The sequence below is a fragment of the aff. Roholtiella sp. LEGE 12411 genome, assembly GCF_015206995.1.
In the GTDB taxonomy this organism is placed as follows: Bacteria; Cyanobacteriota; Cyanobacteriia; order Cyanobacteriales; family Nostocaceae; genus Komarekiella.
In genome coordinates this window covers 1-25,071 of record NZ_JADEXR010000087.1, presented here as the reverse complement: position 1 = coordinate 25,071, position 25,071 = coordinate 1, and the positions used below count along the sequence as shown (strand labels likewise).

General features: G+C 41.0%; 16 protein-coding genes and 1 pseudogene. 4 read left to right on the top strand and 13 right to left on the bottom strand.

Features of this window, described 5'->3' with window-relative positions; translation table 11 throughout:
* Positions 1-129: 129 nt before the first annotated feature.
* The 13 genes and pseudogenes from IQ246_RS18570 to IQ246_RS18510 form a co-directional block, all read right to left on the bottom strand.
* A complete protein-coding gene (locus tag IQ246_RS18570; RefSeq protein ID WP_194004817.1) occupies positions 130-672 on the bottom strand; it encodes a DUF948 domain-containing protein in 543 nt (180 codons plus the stop codon).
* Positions 673-683: 11 nt separating this feature from the next.
* Entirely contained in the window at positions 684-1,034 is a 351-nt protein-coding gene (locus tag IQ246_RS18565; RefSeq protein ID WP_194004816.1) for a YtxH domain-containing protein, read from the bottom strand.
* 125 nt (positions 1,035-1,159) lie between these two features.
* Positions 1,160-1,495, bottom strand: a complete 336-nt coding sequence (locus IQ246_RS18560; protein ID WP_194004815.1) for a hypothetical protein — start codon at positions 1,493-1,495, stop codon at positions 1,160-1,162.
* A pseudogene (locus IQ246_RS18555) lies at positions 1,470-1,690 on the bottom strand (ABC transporter ATP-binding protein); the annotation flags it as partial. The pseudogene IQ246_RS18555 and the gene IQ246_RS18560, both read right to left, overlap by 26 nt.
* Positions 1,691-1,779: 89 nt before the next feature.
* Positions 1,780-1,944: a hypothetical protein gene (locus tag IQ246_RS18550; protein ID WP_194004813.1), complete on the bottom strand. Its 165-nt coding sequence runs from the start codon at positions 1,942-1,944 to the stop codon at positions 1,780-1,782.
* Between the two features lie 301 nt (positions 1,945-2,245).
* On the bottom strand, positions 2,246-3,511 hold the full coding sequence (locus tag IQ246_RS18545; protein WP_194004812.1) for a glycosyltransferase: 1,266 nt from the start codon (positions 3,509-3,511) through the stop codon (positions 2,246-2,248).
* Positions 3,512-3,749: 238 nt separating this feature from the next.
* Positions 3,750-5,009, bottom strand: a complete 1,260-nt coding sequence (locus IQ246_RS18540; RefSeq protein WP_194004811.1) for a glycosyltransferase family 2 protein — start codon at positions 5,007-5,009, stop codon at positions 3,750-3,752.
* 87 nt (positions 5,010-5,096) lie between these two features.
* On the bottom strand, positions 5,097-5,564 hold the full coding sequence (locus IQ246_RS18535; protein WP_194004820.1) for a DUF2141 domain-containing protein: 468 nt from the start codon (positions 5,562-5,564) through the stop codon (positions 5,097-5,099).
* 101 nt (positions 5,565-5,665) lie between these two features.
* On the bottom strand, positions 5,666-6,649 hold the full coding sequence (locus IQ246_RS18530) for a glycosyltransferase family 2 protein (RefSeq protein ID WP_194004819.1): 984 nt from the start codon (positions 6,647-6,649) through the stop codon (positions 5,666-5,668).
* Between the two features lie 310 nt (positions 6,650-6,959).
* The gene (locus IQ246_RS18525) at positions 6,960-7,964 is read right to left on the bottom strand and encodes an NAD(P)-dependent oxidoreductase (protein WP_194004810.1); all 1,005 of its coding nucleotides are present in this window, start codon (positions 7,962-7,964) and stop codon (positions 6,960-6,962) included.
* A 155-nt stretch (positions 7,965-8,119) separates the two neighbouring features.
* A complete protein-coding gene (gene devC, locus IQ246_RS18520) occupies positions 8,120-9,298 on the bottom strand; it encodes an ABC transporter permease DevC (RefSeq protein ID WP_194004809.1) in 1,179 nt (392 codons plus the stop codon).
* Positions 9,299-9,406: 108 nt separating this feature from the next.
* Complete coding sequence (locus IQ246_RS18515; RefSeq protein WP_194004808.1) at positions 9,407-10,612, bottom strand: ABC exporter membrane fusion protein; 1,206 nt, start codon at positions 10,610-10,612, stop codon at positions 9,407-9,409.
* 558 nt (positions 10,613-11,170) lie between these two features.
* Complete coding sequence (locus IQ246_RS18510) at positions 11,171-11,332, bottom strand: hypothetical protein (protein ID WP_194004807.1); 162 nt, start codon at positions 11,330-11,332, stop codon at positions 11,171-11,173.
* A 699-nt stretch (positions 11,333-12,031) separates the two neighbouring features.
* Here IQ246_RS18510 and IQ246_RS18505 point away from each other — a divergent pair.
* The 4 genes from IQ246_RS18505 to IQ246_RS18490 all read left to right on the top strand — a co-directional run bounded on the left by IQ246_RS18505 (position 12,032) and on the right by IQ246_RS18490 (position 24,946).
* A complete protein-coding gene (locus tag IQ246_RS18505; protein ID WP_194004806.1) occupies positions 12,032-12,307 on the top strand; it encodes a hypothetical protein in 276 nt (91 codons plus the stop codon).
* 233 nt (positions 12,308-12,540) lie between these two features.
* Complete coding sequence (locus IQ246_RS18500; RefSeq protein ID WP_194004818.1) at positions 12,541-17,949, top strand: type I polyketide synthase; 5,409 nt, start codon at positions 12,541-12,543, stop codon at positions 17,947-17,949.
* A gap of 133 nt (positions 17,950-18,082) precedes the next feature.
* Entirely contained in the window at positions 18,083-19,813 is a 1,731-nt protein-coding gene (locus IQ246_RS18495) for an SDR family NAD(P)-dependent oxidoreductase (RefSeq protein WP_194004805.1), read from the top strand.
* A 396-nt stretch (positions 19,814-20,209) separates the two neighbouring features.
* Entirely contained in the window at positions 20,210-24,946 is a 4,737-nt protein-coding gene (locus tag IQ246_RS18490; RefSeq protein WP_194004804.1) for a PfaB family protein, read from the top strand.
* Positions 24,947-25,071: the final 125 nt, after the last annotated feature.

The window sequence follows — 25,071 nt, the reverse complement described above, 5'->3', positions numbered from 1 at the left end:
ATGGGTAACAGACACAGGCCCAATGCCCAATGCCCAACGCCCAATGCCCAATGCCCAATGCCCAATGCCCAATGCCCAATGCCCAATGCCCAATGCCCAATGCCCAATGCCCAATGCCCAAGATGCTTTTTAATCTTGGTTATACCAATCGTCGGAGGCTGTGGGCTTGGAAAGTAAATCTTCATCCTCAGTGCGATATGCCTCTGTTTTTATCCGGCGATTTTCCTGCCTGAGTGATTCTCGTTCGCGCAACGTTAGCGGTGGTTTTTCATTGATTGGCAGACGCTCAACTGTTCGCCTCGTAGGTTTTGGGCGCGTGAAGTTTCTCCAAGCTGCTTTTACGCCTACAAAGACGCTACGTGTGCCTACTTGCAGATTTTGAGCTTGTTTTCTTGCAGTATCGAGGCTTTGGTCAACTTGTTTAACGACTTGGCCGGCGCTTTTGACACCTTCACTGACATCATCAGTTAAGTCAGTGATTTCTAAGCCAGTCATGCGGATTGCATCTAGAGTAGGTGGTAACTCTCGTGAAAGGGTATCAAATAACTTTTCTGCACTGCGGGCAGCGCGTGCTAGTTCCTGCAAAGCTGGTATTGCCGCTACCAAAACCGCAGTCAAACTGGTAGCGACTAATAGTATGGATAGTCCCAACCAAAACAGGGGATGAATCACAGTTATGCTATTTATGAGCGTTCTAATTGCTGGGGAACAGTATCTGAGTCTTCTACAGCTGTTTGCCGCTTCAAGACTTGGCTTTCTCGCTGACTAGCATCTATACCAGCTGCGATCGCTTCCCTTAATCTATCTAAAGTATCATCCCAGTTTCGTAGTGCGCTAGCAGAAAGACGATCTGCTTGGATTTGTACACTTGTTGATAAATCTTCTGCCAATTCTGGGATAGCATTGGCAGATTTCTTCAATAGTTTACGCGTTTCACGCCCTGTACGTGGAGCTGCTAGCAACCCGGTCAAAGCGCCGATGGTAGCTCCCAACATCAACCCGCCAATAAATACTCCAGAACGGTTATTAGACATCTTGTTGTTTCTCTCCTTAGACTTATTTTAAGTGGGTTTTCTCTCCTTGCAAGACCCAAAGGATTTTATTCATTTAATTTATCGTGACAATATATCAGCCAGAAATGTTGCTTTTATTCATTAACTCATTTTGTGACTATCTTTTTTCCAGATGTAAAATTTAGTCTGCGAAAATTTCCCCGCCAAACTTGTCGTCCTAAAAATAACAGGCTGACAATTTGTCGCACTTGTCGAATTTGCACCTGTAAACCTTGGTTTCCCTGGCGCAAGTTATGAATACTCTGTTGACTTATATAAATGTTTTCAGGTGCTTGATACAACGCTGCATGGGTACAACGTTCATAGTCAGTTAACCTATCTGCTATGTATGCTAGCTGCTGCTTGAGTCGCCAGACTCGCCAAACTGCATAGAGCAGTATCAGCGAAATAAGGGTGTTAATTACGACAACCATTATTACCATTATTTACCTTTACCAACTTACCAAGCTGTTCTAGTAACTCTTTAACCTTCCTTGTTCTACAATACACCCCTGTTCAAGCATTACTACTTTATCTACTCGGACAATAGTAGAAAGTCGATGGGCGTTCATCATCAGTGTTAGTTGAGAAATTCTTTCTAAAGACTCTTGAATTAACCGTTCAGACAAAGAGTCTAGCATTCGAGATTAGAATATCAAGGTTCACGCACAAAAACACAAGCGATCGCTTGTAAAAAGTATATAAGCTATTACGCACAAAATAAGACTTAGACAGAGAGTTCTTGCGGAAGTCTTACCCTAAATCGGCGGACGACCATCCCTCTGGGGCCACTTTCTTGACGGAGTTTCCCGGCGACTTTCATAAATAAAGTCCGCTTTCGCGGACTTTGGACATTGGATAAGGTTAAGTTGTCACCAAGAGCGTCTATCAAGATGTTAGACCTAATGTTTATTGTTGATGACTAAACTTTAAAAATCAAGTCTATTCAATCAATTATTAGGACTTAATTCCTGAGTTTATGTCTTGCAATAATATTTTTTAAACCGAATTTTATGGTTTTATTATTCCGTTCTCAATTAGCACCCTCGTCCGCCCAAGACTCAAGTTCTAGGCTAATAGCCCAACTCCACTTTAGTGGACTCAAACTTCTTTTAGAAGACTTTAGCTAAAAGAGGAAATTAATTCTCAGGCGGTTGTTGGAACTGGTGCAATATCTCAGTTGAATGAGACTTTCATACTGCCTCAACCTCAACCTTCTTTGATGTTTCAACGATTTGGTAAAGTTTGTCTTCAAACTTTTGCATACATGCCGACCAATCGAATTCGAGTATAGAAGGACGAGCTTGCTGAGTTAAATTTGCTTTGAGGTCAGGATTTTCCAGAATTGCAATTACCTTTTGGGCAAAATCTGACGGGTTGTTGGGTTCAGCAAGAAAGCCGTTGCGTCCAGGAAATACTTGTTCGGAAGTGGAAGGAGCAAGCGCAGCAACCACAGGGGTTCCAGATGCCAGCGCTTCGTTGTTTGTAGTGCAGAAGTTTTCAGTAACCGACGGGTTAACAAATACATCTGCCCTAGCGAACCAACCTAAAAGTTCTGTACCGTGAGATTCACCCCACATAGTAATTCCAGATTCAAACTTTTGGGCACGCTCACGAATTTCTTCATCTTGGGGGCCGCTACCAACGATTACCAAATGAACATCAGGAATTTTGGCAGCGATGAGCGGATATGCATCCAAAAGTTGGCTAACATTCTTTTCCGCAGTGATGCGTCCGACAAACAGCAGAATTGGTCTGTGGTCATCGGGAATAGGATTGTAACAGATATTTCGCGGGTGAAATTTTTCGCAATCGATACCTTGATAGGGAAGGTATTCGGCGCGTTGGCATTTCATCTCCCTGTACTTAGTCAACTGTTCTTGAGAAGAAAAGTAATTAAAGTCATAAGATTCAGTGAATTGCTTGATTAGAGCAGGAATAATTGGACGTACCAAGCTGAAGAATTGATCTCCCAAATAATATTTGATATAAGCAACGATATCGGTGTGGAAAAGGGATATTACTGGAATACCTGTACGCCTTGCATATTCCGTACCAACAGGGCGACCATAACCTTGCAATAAAAGTGAGTATAATCCTCTCATTTGCGCGGCTTCTTCAACCACTACAACATCGGGACGAAAGCTCTCAAGTAACTTGGTATCATTCCAATGGCGGTAGTTCAACGGTTGAGGAAGAGATTTGTAGAAGATTAGCGGCTTGGTAGGAAATGCATAAGCAGAAAAGTTGGGGAAGGGCTTTAATTCATCCAGTCCTGACATCGGACGTTTGCCAACTTTTTCGGGGTACTGGTCGTTAATTTGAGGATGAACTAGTAAAACTTCATGTCCCTGTTGTAATAGCCAACGAACCCGTTGGTGTACTGCGACGGAGACACCTGTTAAAAACGGCGCATATAATCCTGTAAATAGCGCAATCCGAAGAGGTGGTGTTTTCATGGTGCAAGATAATGTTTTTTAATTGGTAATTTGTCATTTGTTAAGAGTCAAGAGTCAAGAGTCAAGGGTCAAGGGTCAAGAGTCAAGGGTCAAGGGTCAAGGGTCATTTGTTTTTATACCAATTCTTTAAATTAAGGCTACAGATGCTTTCTTTAAAAATTTAGGAATTACAAATTGGTATTAGTTGGTTGTAGCGATAAACTAATGACCAATAACAAATGACTAATGACTAATGACGTTAAAGAGAAACCTTACTATCAACAGGTTGATCTAACCATTGATAAGGGCGGTATTCGATTAGCCGGATATTCCAAGGCCCTTTGACTCGATAGCTGACACCGCGCCAGGTGACTGTTGATATCCACAGTGATGATACTATCGCTAACCCATAAACCCACTGTGTGAGGGGAATTCCAATCAACATTTTGATGATTGTAACAGCTGATAATTCTGTCAGTGGTTGATCATTTAAGCGAATCACTTGCTGGATACCATGCTCTACAATGAGCATTAGCAAAAGTAATCCTATGGTATAAATGCTATAGCTGCGAAACAAAAGTGCCGCTGTTTCCCATTGTTTCTCTAACAACGATTCTAGAAATAACACTATGGCTATAGTAGGAAACACTATGCTAGAAATTGCTTCACTAACTAAAGCTAACCAACGTGGGTGATAAAATCGAGAACAAACCATCAAGCGTTTGAGATGGTCTAGTAAGCTTGGTAAATCACTCTCTTCACGATTGACTATTAGTAGAGAAGGCACAAACTTTACCCGCAACCCTTGTTTTTTCAAAGCATTGTGGATCATGAGATCTTCGCCTAAAGCTTGCGCCCACTTATCTAGCAGCCCTGTTTGGCGAAGCACTTCTGTTTTGACAGCCAAAGTCCCGCCCCAGGGAATTTGGAAGAGGAACATTTGCACTACTGTAGATACGTTACCTATGTAGCGTACTAAAGATCCCCAATGCCTACCTGTTGGCACATACCAACGATTACCAGTTGTCGCCCCCACTTTGGCATCAGCTAGAGGACTGACTAATTCTCGCAGCCAATTGGGATGGACTATTGTATCAGCATCTACTAAAGCTACCACCTTGTAGGAATCGTCTAACTCACGAACAGCTTGCACTAGAGAACTGCATTTGAGACTACAATTGTTGCGTACGATTCTTAGAGGGCTAATTTGAACGTTAGTTGCTCCTTGCTCTGTGATGGTATTACTGGCAATTTTCCAAGCAGGATCTTCGTGACTATCAACGATTAGCTTCAAATCATAGTCTGGGTAGTTTTGTTTGAGAAGCGATCGCAAACAGTTAGGTAAAAAAGGATCGGCTCCGCGTAAGCAAAGAATCACTGCTGTTTTAGGCAACTGGTTATCTGGTAATAAGTTCTTTTGCGACAAACGCAGATACCATAAAAAGACAAGCGTTAAAAACACCTGAATAGCCAGCCAGCTTAGCAAAGACTTAGACAGGAATATCGTCAAATCTTTCATTAAATTTTTAGTCTCCGGCAGAATATCAGCTTGTTTATAGCGGCTATCGCGTGGGGAGTGGGGGAGTATTTTTAATTGTTGTCCTTTTTAAGGATCAAGTGAATATTTCATGACGATGTTGAGTGTTGTATTTTTGCTTACCGCAACACTAGCATCACGAAACTTTGGTGTTCCTGTTTGGATTGAGACAGTGGGATTTTTGGAGATTCCAAAACCTTCTTGGGGAATACCAAAAAAGTCTGTGTTGAGTTTGCGATCGCCATTTTGATCGTCAACTACAGCGACAGCATAAGCACCCGGTTTTAAGCCAGAGAAAACTTTTTTGACAGAATTTCCGGTAATCTTAGCGCAGCCACTTTGAACTTCACTAGTATCACTTAGAGGAAATCCTCGTTCATTTGCAAAAACTCTAAAACAAATTTCACCTTTTTGGTGACGGATGCCATTTACCGCAATAGTCAGTGTTGCAGTCTGTTCAGCATTTACGGTTTCAGCAAGGCTGAGGCTCATTAAAGTAGCAAACAAAAAATGATGGATTTGAGATATTTTCAGCATAATTTGATCATGTTTGGTTTTGTCTTGGTGCTTATGAAAAGCTGCGTTATTTGCAGAATTTGGTGCAGCCATCGCCAGCTTTTATTTCTTGAAATATTAGCTCAAAGTGTAATTTGCTGTTCTTTATTTGATGGTATTTGCCAACGTTCCCAAAGTATTTGAATAACTTTAAACAAATCTTTCAGCAAAAGATATTCTGTACCTTTTAACTGCGTATATAAACTTAGATGGCAACGTAATCGCTCATACAAACTTAGTTGAAACAGCCATATAGAGCGTGAATACTCCCATAAAATTGTCCAATGTGGTAACAAAATTTTCCCCTCGTTTGCTGAATCAAACCACACTGAATAAGCATATAGGTCAGAATTCATTCTCAATAATTCTTTGGGATCGTCGTTAATAACCAATAAGTAATTGGGACAGAACATACTCATTGATTGTTGTAGATGGTATCTGGCAAAAAATAGGTATTCGGGAATTTCATAAAACCGACCAAGAAGACCAAGCCTTAACAATAAAGTTGCGTCTGCTTGGGCGTAACTGCCCATAGGTGGTACCATCCTCAAGGCACTGGCACGGATTACCCCGTAACATTGATAATTTACATGCCTACTCAGCAACTCGTGAAAACGCTTGTGTGGTTGTAGTAAATCTGTCTTAAGTTTAATCTCGTAGTTTTGGATAAATTTCCCATGTTTGTCAATGAAATACGCATGGGAATGGCACAAAATTACGGTAGGGTCTTTATCAAGTACCTCCACACATTTCATCAGAAAATCAGGCGCGTGTAAGTCATCATAGGCTGCCCACTTAAAGTATTCACCTGAAGATAATTCAAAGGTGCGATTGAAGTTACAGGCGCAACCTATATTCTTTTCATTGCGGTAGTAACGTATACGTTTATCTTGCTCAGCATAAGCTCTACAAATTTCCTCAGTTTTGTCTGTAGATGCATTATCTGAAATAATTAGCTCAAAATCTTCAAAGGTCTGAGCCAAGAGTGAATCTATAGCTTCTTTGAGAAATTTATCACCATTGTATACAGGTAATCCGATGCTCAATCGCGGCTGATTATTGCTCATGCTAAATAAGGTTTCTGAAAAACCATAGTTTATTTTATCAACTTTTAAATTTCGGTTCTTCGTTGTCATTTATATGTGCATCAAATTCCAGATTTTAGGTAAATTGTTAGTCTCTAGCTAAATAGATTGTGTGCTTTATTGATGTAATAAGCAGACTGATAAAACATAAAATCTATCACTAGAAAGATGGCATTAATCAAATTATCATTTTTGGTCTAGTAAAATAATTTTTGGTAAAGTTATTTTGATGCTAAACCATAGTTCGTAGTTGGCGCTTCAGCGCTAAAGCGCTAACTACAAACTAATCTCATTACTGAAGTAACTTTTGAATATCCGTGTTTTGCAGCCACTCATGTGTTCGCTGCATTCCCTCTTCTAAATCAATTGTTGGTTTAAAATTTAACAGGCTTTGTGCTTTAGCAATGGAACAAGCATAGGGACGAGTCATGAAATCTATAGATTCCGGTAAGATATCTACTTTTTTGCGAAACAGCTTTTGTCCTTGAACTCGCAATCGCAGAAACAATTTAATTTCATCTTTTGGTAATGAAAGTGGTGCAGGTAAACCTTCCATTGCTGCTAAGCGCATAAAATACTCTTTCCAGGAAGTTTCTTGTCCATCGGTGATATTAAATATTTCTCCATAAGTTTCTTTTTCTATCGCCAGAAAGATGCCATCAATTAAATTATCTATATACACATGATTTATAACTCCTTTTCCATCATTGGCGTATGCGAAAAGTTTTTGGCGCATCATGTTAATTGGCCGAGCTATCCAGGGAATACTCCCAGGGCCATAAATATCTCCGGCTCGAATAATAATAATGCCAAGTTCTGGTGGAGCATTTAGTTCTAAAAGTGCTGTTTCGGCTTCTATTTTTGTTTGACAATAGGGATTATTTTCACTAGAGATTGGCCCGGATTCTGTGACGCCATCAGGATAGTTGAAACCATAGACCATCACACTTGAGAGATGCACAAATGTTTTGACACCAGCATCTTTAGCCGCTTGAGCCATGTTAACAGTACCGCCAACATTTACTTCACGAAAATGTTTGATTGAACCAGCTTCTTCGGCAATTTGAGCTGTGTGTAAAACAATATCTACCCCCTGACAAGCCTTTTTGGCAATGCTGGGATTTATAATACTGCCAACAATTACATCAATACCTAAATTCTGCGCTTTTTTATCCTGTTCTGGGGAACTTTGTAGACCACGAACTTTCATTCCCTGCGCTATGGCTAATTCGGCTGTACGTAAACCGAGAAATTCGTTAATATCGGTAATCAGAATTGTTTTGTTTTTGAGGTTCATAAAGCAAATATTATTGGTTTGTTTGTGTTTGATTTTTTGAGGCGCAATACTTTGAAATTAGTGGATATTGCTGTATATATTGGCAAAGCGATCGCCTGCTTTTTTCTATATTCAAAAGCAGAAATATTTTGCTGATTTTTATTGATAATTAAAGGTTAGAAAATGTCTCCCGGATCTGCCGAGCGAAGTTTATTGATTGCGAGTGCTCCAGAAGTTATACACATGAGAACTGTTGATACTAAGACAATTACTGCATTATTCACAGTCATGATTATTGGGAGTTTAGTGGCTTTCATGGCAAAATCATATAAACCTACAGAAGCAATAAATCCGGGAATATAACTTAAGATTGCCAAGATTAAGGCTTGTTGAAAAACCACATTCAATAAATATTTATTGGCATAACCTATTGCTTTTAAAGTAGCGTAAGCAATGAACTGTGTAGTAATGTTGCTGTAAAGAATCTGATAGACAATGACTACACCAACCACAGCAGCCATTGTTAGCATCAAGTTAAGGATAAAACCAATAGGTGTTCTGACAGACCAATATTTTTTCTCAAAATCAATAAAGCCTTGACGAGTAAAAACTTGGATATCATTAGGTAAACTTGCTTGTAAATTTTTCAGCACTCTTTCTGGATTAGCACCAGGTTTAAGAGCGATTACACCGACATCGATCATTTCTGCCGGACGGGTATTTGGATTTATTCTAAGGAAAGTTGAGTCACTGACAATTAAATTGCCATCTACTCCAAAGGAAGGGCCTAAGCTGAACAAACCACCAACTCTCACTCTATAGCCAATTAATGAATTAAAGGGAAATATTTCAATTGTCTGCTCTGTACCTCCCATATTAAATTGTTTAGCAATTGGCCCAAACTCTGTACGAGAATCCCGGTCAAAAAGCATGACATCAGGAATTTTTAGTTTATCTAAATTTCTATTAACTTCTGGAATATTCATCACGGGGTTTCCTGGATCGAAACCAATAACATATATTGAATATTTCTCTCCAGTTGCGGGATTTTTCAGTTTTGCAAACTGTAAATACATGGGGCTAACTGACTCTACACCATCAAACCCTAGAGCTTGATACAAACGAGTTCGTGAAAAGCTTTGATTTGAGGTCAAAGATTTATATTGCGAGCTGACTAAAAATAAATCTCCTCGCAGGTTTTGATGCACTGCGGTAGCGCTAGAATAAAGAGCATCTTGGAAGCCAAGTTGCACAAACATTAGCAGAACAATAAAAGCAATACCCGCTACAGCTACTACAAAACGCACTTTTTGTTGAGCTAGCTGTAGCCATGCTAAAGGAATCTTAAAATTCATGGATTCACTTGTTATTTATTATTTGTCATTTGTTATTTGTCATTAGTTGTAACCACTGATTAATAACTCTTGACCCATGACCTTTGACCTTTGACTCTTGACCTTTGACTACATTTGAATTGCAACATCCACCTGTAAGTTTGTTAAACGAGCTACCCGTTCACTATCTGCGGGATTATCGATGGAGATTTTTACCTCAACTATTCTGCGGTCTGTATCTGAGCCGGGGTTGAGGCTGAAGATGCTTTGTTTGTCAACTTGCCAACCAATCTCTTTTACAGTTCCCTTTAGCACTCCAGTAAATGCAGTGCTAGCAATGGTGGCTTTTTGTCCTACACGCACCTTTTGAACGTCGGTTTGGTACACCTCTGCAATCACGTACATTTGAGAGGTTTTACCTATTTCAGCAAATCCTGTGTTAGTGATTACTTCTCCAGATTTGGCATGAATTTTCAAAATTTTGCCATTTATAGGAGATTTGATGTAGGTTAACTCTTGGTCTGCTTTTGCTTGTCTAATACTTGTCACAGCACTGTTAACATCAGCTTGTGCTGCTTCAACATCTACAGTACGTACCTCGCTAATACTGTTGAGTTGGGCTTGTGCTTGCTTTTGCTGTTGTTGGAAAATGTCCTGAGTTCGCTTGAGAGTGGCTTGAGCTTCGGTCAATTGTTGTTGTGTAGTTGTCAGTTGTAAGGCTTTAGTATCTGCTACGGAAGCAGCGATCGCACCTTGTTTGTATAACTGTTGATATCGATCATTCTCGGCTTGAGCGTTGTCTACCTGAGCCTGGATACGGACAATTGTTGCCTCTTGAGTTGCAATGTCTCCTTTGAATTGAGATCCTAAAGTAGCGATCGCAGCTTTTTGAGCCTTGATATCTCCGGTTTTAGCCCCAGATTTGACTTGCGCTAGTTTCGCTTTAGCAACTTGCAGTTTATCTAAAGCTTGTTGTAGGGCTGCTGTAGAACGAGTATAGTTTTCCAAATAAGCTAATACTTGCCCGGCTCTAACTTCGTCTCCTTCCTTAACCAACAGTCTGTCTACTCGTATACCGCTGTTGGAACTAGGAGCAGACAAAGAGGTAATTTCGCCTTCTGGTTGTAAACGTCCTAGTGCAGTTACAGCAACTTTTACGGGAGTGACGGTCTTTGGTGGATTCGCCGGGGGAGTCTGAACTTTAGGTCGAGGCCAAAATGGTGAAAAGTTGTAGAAAGATACTAGTCCGGTAGCTAAAATGATAGAAGTTGCCAATATTACTCGCCACCGACCTACATGTTTTGTGAATAATCGGCTTTCTTTATTTACTGCCATATTTTTATTCCAATTCTGCTTTACCAAGGGATAGCCTAAATAGCTACATCAGTCGATTAGAAAAGACTTATCCGATTAACTAAGAGGGCTTTTCCTCTATGGTTTTACCTGAATAAACCGGGAAGTCTAATTGGTTTTATATGAATTGTTGTACACTTTTACAGCCGCCATAAAGCACTAGGTTGGCGTCAAAATGAATAATGGCATTACTCCAAAGCTTCCTAAGTTTTATCCTAATTTGACCTATAATCCAGTAGCGTAAAATACAATAGCGCTAGCTAAAAAAATTAAATCTCAAAAATAATGAAGCGCTAGTCAGATTTGGATAAACTTGTGTTCAAGTATTGCGAAAAAATTTGGATTTGTCAACCGAATAACTCTGTATAACTTCCGCTCTAATTACAAGAATGTTTGTCGTGCTAAGAATTATAGGCTGAGAAAAATTACTCATCTGCTAATCACAATCCAAACAGATTATTAATTATTAATCTGCTTTGCTATTATTAACAGATTGTTGTTAGCACAGTTGTGTACTATAAGACATTCTCATCACTTTTACTAACTAAGCAGATACCCGACTTCTTTGAGAAGTCGGGTATCTAACTTTTCAGAGTAGGGGCGAGAGAAACCAATTCTTTGGTAGAGACGTTGCATTGCAAAACCGATTCTTTGGTAGAGACGTTGCATTGCAAAACCAATTCTTTGGTAGAGACGTTGCATTGCAAAACCGATTCTTTAGTAGAGACGTTGCATTGCAACGTCTCTACTGAATCGATGCTGTAGCCGTATTCAGTCTGACGGAATCATTATTATGTTTACGGTGCAACATAATAAAAATTAACATTTGCTTTATAAATAACTACTTTAGTTCTTAAATTGATTTAGATTAAAAATTCATCAAAAAGCATGGCTGAATTATGATGTTCCCTTGAGAAAAAGGCACTAATGGCTATTCAATCTATCTATGTATTTATTGAATTGTTACTTAATAGACAACATATTTCCACTGTTAACTTAATCAAGAGAAAATTTGTGAATTACCCGCAGAAAACAACATTATTTACTATATTTAAAGTCATAAATTATACTTTTGTGTTTAAATCTATTCGACAATTACATCAGCGAGGAGCTATTTTATTTATAAAATAAATTTAAAGTAATGATTTAGTTTTGATAAAGTGTGCTAGGGTTTTTATTAATTCAATGCTTCAAAGCGGTCAGATAAATTAGTTATTTAATTGAGATTTTAAAATAAAAAAATAACTAAATCTAACTGCTTTGTCATCACTTTCAGACTATTGATGTACTTGTTCATATTGTACAAATTGAATTAAAGGTGATGTCTTTTCTGTAACGAACTTGTCATCTTTTCTTGGTCAAGTTTCATAAAATATATTATCCTGGACGTCGAAATGGGCTATGGCTCTCAAGATACAGAACGTTGTCATTAATACCAGCTATGTCGCTGAAATTAAGCTAGATAATCAAGCTAGTTCAGGAGAAAAAAGCGTTTCCTTCCTAATAGTTGCTCCTAAGTTTTCATTGTTCCAGTGGGACACAATTGCTCAAAATATGTGTGATTACGAATGGATTGAATTCACTGGTCAAGCAGCTAACGCACTCCAAGATTATTTTACGAGTTTCGACAACGTTATCGACCTATTGCCACAATACCAAGAGTCAAGCACTGTATAACATTATTACGCGATCGCTATTTGCCATGCCTATAAATCTTTGGCTCTATGAAGGCAGTATGTATCGTGTGGTGTTGATTTGGAGAAAAGCATTTATTCTTGCCTGCGCCACGCTACACAAACGTAGATAAGATAGCTAGCTACTTGCAAGAAAAAGTAGCTCCTCATTGTTCGTGGGCGACAGAAATTACTGTAGCTGAACAATCCACAGTACTCAAGATTAGTCTATGTCCTATGCCTGCTTATTCAATTGATACTGCCTTAGCGGAGTTAGAAACCCAGATCAACAATTGTGAAAAGGATTTGATTAGGTTTATAGAGGAAAAAAACATGAAGTCAGAAAAATCAGTGTCAATCAACAAAATTAACAGACAACTGCAACATAATCCTATAGCGATCGTTGGGATGGCATCTCTATTACCTAAAGCCAGAAATTTGCGGGAATACTGGCAAAATATAGTAAACAAAATTGACTGTATAACTGATGTTCCATCCACCCACTGGAGCGTAGAAGATTACTACGATCCGAACCCTAGAACTTCTGAAGATAAAACCTATTGTAAAAGAGGTGGGTTTATCCCAGAGGTGGATTTTAACCCAATGGAATTCGGCATACCGCCAAGTATTTTAGAAGTCACAGATGTATCGCAACTATTGAGTTTAGTAGTTGCAAAAGCAGCGATGGAAGATGCAGGCTATGGCGAAGAGAGCGACTTTAATCGGGAGATGGTTGGCGTCATCTTAGGTGTCGCCATGGCTAAGCAATTAGGAATGCCACTTTCTGCCAGATTAGAGTATCCAATTTGGGAAAAAGCTCTCAAAAGTAGCGGCTTATCTGATGAAGATACGCAAAAAATCGTCGAGAAAATCAAAAGCGCATACGTGAAGTGGGATGAGAATGCTTTCCCAGGGATGTTAGCTAACGTAGTCGCCGGCAGAATTGCTAATCGTCTGAATTTTGGCGGGATGAACTGCGTAGTTGATGCTGCTTGTGCGAGTTCCTTCGGTGCTTTAAAAATGGCAATTAGCGAGCTAGTTGAGCATCGCTCTGACATGATGCTAACTGGTGGTGTTGACACCGACAACACAATCATGGCTTATATATCATTCAGCAAAACACCGGCTGTTTCTCCCAGTGAGAATGTCAAACCTTTCGATGCGAAATCGGATGGGATGATGCTAGGTGAAGGTATCGGCATGATTGTACTCAAACGCTTGGAAGACGCCGAACGCGACAACGACAAAATCTATGCAGTCATCAAGGGCATCGGTACTTCTAGCGATGGGCGTTACAAGAGCATTTATGCCCCCCGCAAAGAAGGCCAAGTTAAAGCCTTAGAACGTGCTTATGAGGATGCCGGCTTTTCTCCCGCCACAGTTGGTTTAATGGAAGCGCATGGTACAGGTACAATGGCTGGAGATCCCACAGAATTCGGCTCTTTGAGTGACTTCTTTGGCGTACATGATTCAAAAAGACAGCACATTGCTTTGGGTAGTGTCAAATCACAAATCGGACATACAAAAGCCGCAGCGGGTGCAGCAAGTTTGATTAAAACTGCTTTGGCACTACATCACAAAGTATTACCACCCACAATTAACATTACCGAGCCGAACCCCAAACTTAACATCAAAAATTCGGCATTTTATTTGAACACAGAAACCAGGCCTTGGATTCGTGCAGAAGGCGAAGCACCAAGACGCGCGGGTGTAAGTTCATTCGGCTTTGGCGGGACTAACTATCACGTCGTCCTCGAAGAATATGGGGAAGAACAGAATCATGCCTATCGCTTAAATAATGCTGCTAGTGAAGTGCTGTTGTTTGCTGCAACTCCAGCCCAATTGTTGGCTAAATCTGAAGAGATTTTAGCTAAGTTGCAATCGGATGGAGGAGATAGACACTATGCAGAATTAATCAAAGAGTGTAAAGCGCAAGAGATTCCTCTCTCTAATGCCAGAGTTGGGTTTGTTGCCGAAAATCTGCAAGAAGCTTGCAAGTTCCTACAAACTAGTATCGACTGGTTGAAACACAAAGGATCAGTAGCATCTTGGGAGCATCCTCAAGGAATTTACTATCGTTCCTCTGGTATGAATCTGGGCGGAAAAGTAGTCGCGCTATTTTCTGGACAAGGTTCGCAATACTTGGAAATGGGCCGGGAAGCGGTGATGAATTTTCCTGCTCTGCGGCGTCTTTATGGGCAGATGGATAGCCTGCTACTCAAAGATAATTTGCAGCCCATCTCAGAGATAGTTTTTCCTCATCCAGTGTTTGAGGAGTCAGAAAAGAATGCCCAAATTGCTGCTCTGCAACGCACAGAATATGCTCAGCCTGCCATCGGGGTGTTTAGCGCTGGGCTTTATTCCATACTGCAACAAGCTGGGTTCAAATCAGATTTTGTCGCGGGACACAGCTTTGGAGAACTCACAGCCTTGTGGGCTGCGGGTGTTTTGAGTGAGGAAGATTACTTGTTCCTGGTGAAGGCTAGGGGGCAAGCCATGGCGGCTCCAGAAGACCCTGATCATGATGCGGGGAGTATGTTGGCTGTCAAAGAAGATATCAGCAAAGTAGAAGTAGTGCTGAGGCATTTTCCCCAAGTAACGATCGCAAACCAAAACTCTCCAACTCAATTTGTCTTAGCAGGGCCTACCGCAGAAATTGCCAGAGTGCGTCAGGCTTTACACGACAAAGGATATGCGGCTGTTCTATTACCTGTATCAGCAGCTTTCCATACACCGTTAATCGCCTTTGCTCAGAAATCTTTTGCGATCGCTACCAAAGCCGTCACCTTCCAAAATCCTCAAATCCCTGTTTACAGCAACGTTACCAGCAAGCAGTATCCCAAAGAACCGCAAACTATTCAAAAAATCCTAGAAAGCCACCTCTCCAACTCGGTGCTGTTTAAGCAGGAGATTGAAAATATCTATGCGGCGGGTGGTTATTGCTTTGTGGAATTTGGCCCCAGGAGAATTCTCACCAACTTGGTGAAAGATACCCTCGGCGATCGCCCACATCTTACCGTATCTTTAAACCCCAGCACTCAAAAGAATAGCGATCGCTCTCTGCGAGAAGCAGTAGTGCAGTTGCGCGTCATCGGTTTGGCTTTGAATAACCTCGATCCTTACTACCTCCCCCAAACACTACCCCCAATTGAGCAGAAGAAGACGCTAAATGTACGTCTAAACGGCATCAACTATAGATCCGAAAAAACGAAAAACGCCTTTACTCAAGCTTTGCAGAATGGGCACAAAGTGACATTACCTCTGATTCCATCTGAAACTGTCAAGAGTCCTGAGTTACAAGACAATCCTCCAAATTCAACATTTACAGACGCGATTAATCTCGTCTCTACTCCACATTCTTTTGAGAGTAATGGACATAAAAAAACACCCCCTGTTACAACCCCATCAGTGATTAGTGTGATTAACTCCCCCACTAGTGTCACTACTCAACCAGAGCAACAGATTAATCCTGCAACCCCTGCACATCAAACAGTCCAGGAGTCGTACGCACAGCATCCCGGAGGGAAGATGCAACCAACACCAGAAAAACTTGCAAATTATCAACAGCTTTTAGAAAGCTTAGAATACCTGCTGACACAGTTCCAGCAAAATCAAGCAGAAAATTTACAAGTTCACGGAACTTATCTCAACCATCAGATGGAATACGCCAAAACGTTTTTCCAACTAATGCAACAGCAACATTCTTTGTTGAGTAATAGTAAACCTTCAATGGAAACTGCCAAGCTCAAACAAGTTGTCATGGAAAGCTTAGAGCGTAGCATGATGCAATTTCACTCTCAACAAGGTGAAACCTTACGCATCCATGAACAATATCTTCAAGAGCAGGTAGAACATACCAAAAACTTTTTCCAACTTATCCAACAAGAGTATTATCAGCTAATTTCTGATGAGGGAGCGACTCAATCGCAGGAGACACTTAGCAACGGGGTAAGCGAACGCCATCATTTCGTACCTTTCACTACCGAAACAACTGTTACAGATGCACCTGTACCCCCTACTACCAACATTGTAGAAAGCCAGCCTTTACCTGCGATCGCGCCTGTAGCTGAAAATGGCTTAACTTTTACCCAAGCACCCCTCCCCGCCATTTCCAAGGTAGTTGAGCCGATAGTTGAGATACCTATCCCCCCAACCGCCCCGGTAGCAGAACCTCATACTGAGTTAGTAGTCCAAATTAGCTCACCACCAGTCAACGAAATTGTTGCATTTAGCCCAGAACCATCACCAGGCGCAACCATCGATATTGTTGACTTGGATAAAAATCTGTTAGCCATCACCAGCGACAAAACGGGCTACCCAGTAGAGATGCTGGAAATGGACATGGATATGGAAGCAGACTTAGGGATTGACTCTATCAAACGGGTGGAAATCCTTGGAGCGTTACAGGAGATGTATCCCAACCTACCCAAACCAAATATGGAAGATTTGGGAGAACTACGCACCATCGGCCAAGTAGTAGAGTATCTGCAATCCCTTGCTCCTACAAGTGTTTCTGTCGAAATCGCCATTGCTCCAGAGGTAATGATCCCCGTAGCTGAGGTCATCACTTCACCTGAGCCAAGCCTAGTTGTTGAATTGAACACAGCACCGGAACCTACAGTCAGTAATGAATTTGCCGACTTAGGTCAAACCCTGTTAGCGATCACCAGCGATAAAACTGGCTACCCAGTAGAAATGCTCGAACTGGAAATGGACATGGAAGCGGACTTGGGTATCGACTCCATCAAACGTGTGGAAATCTTAGGGGCGATGCAAGAAATGTACCCCAATCTACCTAAGCCAGACATGGAAGATTTGGGAGAACTACGCACCATCGGTCAAATAGTTGACTATCTCCAGCAGTTGGTTGGAGGTGAAAAAAAAAAGTCTGAGTATGAGTTTGAGCAGCAGCCACCTCAAATAATTCACCAAATCCCACGTCACACAGCCCAACTCAAATTCTTAGCGCACCCAGATTATTTGGATTTCAGTTTACCAGAGGGACACGTCGGTTTAATTACCGATGATGGTTCCCTCACCACTTCTAAATTAGCCAACTCGCTAATTGAGCAAGGCTGGAAGGTAGTAGTTGTTAATTTTCCCCAATCGCTGATTCCCCAACAATCACCTTTACCCGCTGGTGTAACTCGTGTCACCCTAGGGAACTGGAGTGAAGAACATCTTCAACAACAATTAAAAGCGATCGCATCTCACTGCGGAGTGGTTGGGGCGTTTATCCATCTACATCCAGTATTTACAGCAAATCACACCGGGATACTGACTTATTTAGAAGCGGAAAAGGCGATCGTCAAACATGTCTTTTTAATGGCGAAACATCTCAAACCATCCCTCAATCAAGCAGCGCAGTACGGACGTAGTTGTTTTTGCACAGTTGCTCATCTAGATGGAGCCTTTGGCTTAGAACATCAAGTTAACTTTGGCGCAATTGGTGCTGGTTTATTCGGATTAACTAAAAGTCTGAGATGGGAATGGCCAAAAGTATTTACGCGAGCCATCGATTTAAATCCAGCTATCGATGCTCAACAATCAGCACAACACATTATTGCTGAACTTCACGATCCTAATCTCTACATTAGCGAAGTTGGCTACGGTTCACAAGGACGAGTCACCCTCATCGCAAGTTAATCACCTCATCTGTTCTCTGTGCGTTCTCTGCGCCTCTGGGGTTATATAAAAAAATTTTGAAACGAACCGCAGAGGACGCAGGGAACACAGAGGAAATAAGTAATTAGATTTATGCAGATATTTCAGAGGATTTATGACACAAACAGCCCAGCTTAGTCCATCATCTGTGTTTGTTGTAAGCGGCGGTGCAAGAGGAATTACGGCTGAGTGTACTATCAAATTAGCACAGTACCAACCTTGCAAGTTTATTCTTCTGGGTCGTTCAGAATTATTAGAAACTGAGCCTGATTTTGCTCAAGATTGTTTTGAAGATTCCGCTTTGAAAAAACGCATCATGGAGAATCTTCTGGCTCTGGGTGAAAAACCCACACCGATGAGTGTGCAAAAGGTCTATAACAAGATTACTTCTAGCCGCGAAATCCAAAAAACTCTCTGTTCAATTCAATTAACTGGAGCCCAAGTAGAATATATTAGTGTCGATGTTACAGAGCCGGCGGCTTTACAGGAAAAATTGGCTGCTGCTGTGCAACGTTTGGGTGCGATTACAGGAATTATCCACGGTGCGGGTAATTTGGCTGATAAGTTAATTGAAAAGAAAACAGAGCAGGATTTTGAGAAGGTTTATGCAGCTAAAGTTCAGGGGTTGGAAAATCTCTTATCTTGTGTCAATCCTGAGCAACTTCAGCATTTAGTTTTGTTTTCTTCTGTAACTGGATTTTACGGGAATGTTGGTCAAACTGATTATGCGATCGCTAATGAAATTCTCAACAAATCAGCCCATTTAATTAAACAAAACTATCCTGCTTGTCACGCGGTGGCGATTAATTGGGGAGCTTGGGATAGTGGTATGGTGACACCCGAACTCAAAAAGGCTTTTGCTGAACGGGGTATTGAGATTATTCCTGTGGAAGTTGGCACACAAATGTTAGTCAACGAGTTGCATCCCAATCATCATACAACTACACAAGTTGTGATTGGTAGTCCACTAACTCCCCCCGCAACAGAGTTAGATACTGAACTGCGAACCTATCGTATCCGTCGCCAAATGACATTGGAAGCAAATCCATTTTTGCGGGATCATGTCATTGCTGGTTATCCAGTTTTACCAGCTACTTGTGCAATGACATGGATTATTAACGCTTGTGAGCAACTTTATCCAGGGTATAGGTTGTTTAGTTACAACGATTTCAAAGTTTTGAAGGGAATTACTTTTAATGAAAAACTGGCGAAAGAACATATTTTAGAAATACAAGAAATTTCCAAAATTAATTATCAAAACATTGAACTCAAGGCTCAAATATGGAGTAAAAATTCAGAAGGCAAAGTCCACTATAACTTTAGCGCTCAACTAAATCTCCAGCGAGAAATCCCCATTGTTCCTACTTACGAATCAATCAACCTGGAATTAGATAATATTATTACTGCCACAGGTGAAGATTTTTATCAAAATGGGGGAGCTACATTATTTCACGGCCCAGCTTTTCAGAAAGTTAAAAGAGTCTTAAATATTAGTCCTGAAAAGATAACTACAGAATGTCTTTGGCAAGGAATCAGCGAACAGGAACAAGGACAGTTTCCAGTGCAATGGGTCAATCCATATACAACTGATTTGAGTATGCACGCTTTATGGATTTGGACACAACATTTTCATCAAGAAGGTTGTTTACCTGGAAAAGTAGAGAAGTTTGAACAGTTTGCGGCTATACCATGCAATGAAACTTTTTATGTTTCTTGTGAAGTGAAAGCTAAAACAGCAAGTAGCGCGATCGCCAATTTTATCATACACGATGCTCAAGGGCAAATCTACTCACAAATGCTCGGAGCTAATGCCATTATTTGGTCTATGAAATTACTCAAAAGTTAGTAGTCTTCTACGTTCGTAGTGAGGGCTTGAGCGCTCAATTCAGCACTAAAGTGCTTACTACAAACAGCGCGATCGCCAATTTTATCATACACGATGCTCAAGGGCAAATCTACTCACAAATGCTCGGAGCTAATGCCATTATTTGGTCTATGAAATTACTCAAAAGTTAGTAGTCTTCTACGTTCGTAGTCAGCGCTTGAGCGCTCAATTCAGCATTAAAGTGCTTACTACAAACAGTCATTTTCCTTTAACACTCAGTTAGCAAGCTTTCATCGCATCTTGACTTGCACTTCTTAAGTTTGGGGAACAGCGTAAATCCTACCGTCTCTTAGTTACTTCTTGCCTAATACCCAAACAGGTAAGTTAAATGCCTAGCGGCTGATGAGGATATAAACAGTGGAAAAAATAGCTATCATCGGATTATCTTGTCTATTCCCCGATGCTCAAAATCCTGAAGAATTTTGGCAGAATCTGATTGATCAAAAAGATTCGACATCATCTGCAACTTCTGCGGAAATGGGAGTAGACCCGACAATCTTTTACCACCCAGTTAAAGGTACACTAGATAAAACATATTCCCTCAAAGGCGGATACATCCGCAATTTTCAGTTTGATCCATCTGAATACAATCTACCAGCCGAACTTGCAGAAAGCTTGGATGATACTTTTAAATGGTCACTGTATGCTGCTAAACAAGCAATTTTACAAAGTGGCTATTGGGGGAATCAAAGTGTTCTCTCCAAGTGTGGTGTAATTTTGGGGAATCTTTCATTCCCAACCAAATTTTCTCATCAATTATTCTCTCCAATTTACCAGCAAACTATTGCGCCTGCTGTTAGAGAACTTTTGCAGGATCAAGACTTTGATTTAGCTGCTTTACCAACTACAGCTAAAGCGTCTTTATACAATGCCATGATATCTGGCTTACCCGCTGCGGTAGTTGCTAGAGCTTTTGAACTATCGCAGATTCATTTATGTTTAGACGCTGCTTGTTCTTCATCATTTTATGCTATAAAGCTGGCGTCTCATTATTTGCGATCGCACAAAGCTGATGTAATGTTGGCTGGAGCAATTAGTTGTGCAGATTCTCTATTTGTGCGGATGTTATTTTCTGGTGTTCAAGGATATCCAGAAAATGGGATTAGTTCCCCATTTGATAAGTCATCTAGAGGGCTAACTCCCGCCGATGGTATTGGGATGGTAATGCTGAAAAGATATTCTGATGCCGTTAGAGATGGCGATAATATTCTTGCCACCATCTGTGGTAATGGACTATCAAATGATGGCAAGGGTAAGCATTTACTTAGCCCTAATTCCAAAGGGCAAACTTTGGCTTTTGAAAGAGCCTACAATGAAGCACAAATCAGTCCTCAAAGTATTGATTATCTAGAGTGTCATGCAACTGGTACATTACTAGGAGATACCACCGAAGTCAAATCCATAGAAACCTTTTTTGGTCAACATCATGCTACCCCTCAGTTAGGTTCTACCAAAGCTAATGTTGGTCATTTGTTAACCGCCGCTGGCATGGTTGGCTTAACTAAGGTAGTTTTGAGTATGACTCATGGCATAATTCCGCCAACTATTAATGTTTCTGACCCTTTAACATCTGAAAGTGGTGTAATTTCCGCCGACAAAATTGTCACTAAGGCTACAGCATGGCCACACAAGAATACATCAATTAAACGGGCGGCTGTAAGTGCTTTTGGTTTTGGCGGTACTAATTCCCACCTAATTATTGAGCAAGGAACTACAACACCAGTTGACTCAATTGCACCGCTTCCACCAGCCAAAATTGCCATTGTCGGTATGGATGCCTTTTTTGGTGGTTGCAATGGATTAGATGCTTTTGAACGCAGTATTTATGACGGTAAACAGCATTTTATTCCTCTACCGCCAAACAGATGGCATGGAATTGAACAGCAAGAAAACTTACTCAAAGAATACGGATTAGCTGAAGGTAAAGCACCAGTAGGGGCATATATCCAAGATTTTGATATCGATACTTTAGCTTACAAAATCCCCCCGAATGAAGTTGAAAAGCTAAATCCGCAACAACTGTTACTGCTGAAGGTGAGCGATCGCGCCCTCAAAGATGCGAAAATTCCAGAAGGTAGTAATGTGGCGATTATCGTTGCCGCAGAAGCAGAATTTTCAGTACATCAGTTACAACAAAGATGGAATTCATCCTGGCAAATTCAAGATGGCTTGAACAATGCGGAAATTACTTTGCCAGAGGAAAAAATTGCTCAACTGGAAAGCATTGTCAAAGACAGTGTTCACAATCCAGTAGAACTTGGTGAATATCTCAGTTACATCGCCAACATTATGGCGAGTCGGATTTCTGCATTGTGGAATTTCACCGGGCCAGCGTTCACAGTCGCGGCGGTGGAAACTTCTGTCCTCAAGGCGTTGGAAGTGGCACAAATGCTACTAACTACCGGGGAAGTTGATGCTGTAGTTGTTGGTGCTGTTGATTTAGCAGGCGGCGTGGAAAATGTCTTGCTGCGAAACCAATATGCACAAATTAATACTGGTGTCAATACCTTAAGTTACGACCAGAAAGCAGATGGCTGGATGGTTGGCGAAGGTGCTGGTGCAGTTGTGCTGAAGCGTCACGACACTGCTCAAGAAAATAATGAACGTATCTATGCAGTTATTGATGCCATTAGCTTTGGACAAGCTAATTCAACTTCTGTAGATGCGGAAACTATTAACCAAGTCTGTAATCAAGCTTTCCAGATGGCGGGTATTGACCCTACAGACGTTAACTATGTGGAAGTTTGTGGTAGTGGTATTCCTCAAGAAGATGCAGCCGAAATTACAGGTTTACTGCAAGCTTATCCGCCGATGGGAGACGGTTTACACTGTGCCCTAGGTAGCGTCAAAGCCAATATCGGGCATACCTATATGGCTTCGGGAATTGCTAGCCTCATCAAAACCGCTTTGTGTCTGCATTACAGGTATATTCCTGCAACCCCCAACTGGTCAGGCGTCAAAACACCACAAGTTTGGGAAGGTAGTCCTTTCTATGTTGCCACGGAATCAAGACCTTGGTTTCTGGGCAAAGATGGCACACGCAGAGTAGCAGCAGTTAACGGTATGGGGATAGATGGGACTTACGCCCATTTAATCTTGTCAGAAGAACCCATCCAAGAGGAGCGCAGCAGCAGGTATTTGCAGCAAATGCCTTTCCATCTTTTCCCCATAGCAGCACAAGATAAATCAGATTTACCTGAACTGCTGAACAGTCTACAACACACTATCGAGGATAGTTCTTCTTTAGCAGCTACTGCTAGCCAAACATTTGCTACTTTTGGACAACATCAACAAGCAAAATATGCTCTAGCAATTACAGGACGTAACAAAAAAGAATTACTTAAAGAAATTGAATCGGCTCGCAAAGGTGTAAATAATGCTTTTGAAAATGGCACAGATTGGCAAACACCTCTAGGTAGTTATTTCACAGCTAAACCATTGGGTAAAACCGGAGCTTTAGCTTACGTTTATCCAGCGGCGGTCAATTCTTATATTGGCATTGGTCGCACTGTCTTCCGCTTATTCCCTAAAGTCTTTGAGGACTTGAAAACCAACAATCTTTACAACCGTGCTGCTGATGTTGAGAAGCTGGTTTATCCCAGAAGTTTGAATAAATTGTCAACTAGGCAATTAGAAACTCTCGAAAAACAATTGTTAGATGATTCTCTGGCAATGTTTGAGAGTGAAATAGCTTTTGCCAGATACATGACGGCAATTTTTCGAGATGATTTTCAAGTCAAGCCACAATGCGTTTTTGGCTACAGCTTGGGTGAAACTAGTATGATGGTTGCTCAAGGAGTTTGGAGCGATTTTGAGGGTGGAAGTAACACGTTAAATTCATCTCCGTTGTTTGGAGATAAGTTATCTGGCCCGAAAAATGCTGTGCGTGAATATTGGGGATTGACACCAAATTCACAAAACAATGATTTTTGGAGTACTTATGTTCTCATGGCTACTCCATCACAAATCAGGGAATGTATTAAACATGAGAAACATGTTTATTTAACTCAGATTAATACACCAGAGGAAGTTTTAATTGCTGGTGAGACAGCAGCTTGTAAGCGAGTGATTGAAACTCTGGGTTGCAATTCTTTTCCGGCTCCTTTCGACCATGTGATCCATTGTGAGGCAATGCGATCGCAATACGAGGAAATCAAAAAGGTAAACACTCTCCCATCACAAACTCTTCCGGGTATTGTCTTCTATTCTGCTGCTGATTATCAACCTATCGCATTGAATAGTGAGGTTATTGCTCACAACATTGCTACAGGATTATGCCAAGAACTGGATTTCCCGCGATTAGTTAACCGTGTCTACGATGATGGTGTCCGAATATTTCTCGAAGCGGGTGCTGGTAGTGTTTGTTCTCGATGGATTGATAAAATCCTTGGCAATCAAGAACACATCACAATATCCCTAAATCGTAGAGGGATGGATGATCATAGTTCGATGGTCAAAGCTATAGCAAAACTACTCAGCCATCAGGTGAACGTGGACTTATCACCACTGTACAGTCTCACTCCAGAAACTAGTAATCATAAAACAACCTTGAGAACAATTACCCTAGGTGGGAACCCAATTACTGACACAATTTTGAGTGAAGAAAACCGGAAACTTTTTCAAGATATAGGTGAACAAATTAAACGCGATCGCCTCCGGCGGGGCGTAGCTCATCGCCCCCAAAAACAGCAGCTAAATATACCTAATTTCCCAGAATTGGAAATAAATTCTTTGAACAGTGGTGGCGCGATCGCTCCAGAAGAAACTCAACCAGAAGAAGTCAAAACGAAAAATATCATTGATAACGGTTTTGAACTTAAAGAACAATTACAATCTTCTGAGTTAAGGGCAATTGAGCCGCAAATTCCTCAACCCATCTTTTCCCCACCTGCCATAACCCAAAGATTTGGTAAAACCATCAGTATGTTCGATTTAAATAAGTCCCAGTATCAAAAGCTCAATTCTAATAATTCAAAGTTAACTAGAGCACATACTGTTTTTTTACAGGCGAGACAAGACTTTAGTCAGCAAATGAGTGAAATCATTCAATTGCAATTAGCTTGTGCCGAAAATCTGCTTAACGAAGACTCCTGAAAATCAAGTGTGTAGGCTCATTTAAAGAGTCTATACACTTCAGCTTTTATTAGGTATTAGGGACAGAAAAAGAAACAAAGGAGCAGAGGAGCAAAAAAGAATAACAATCCCCCATGCCCCATCCC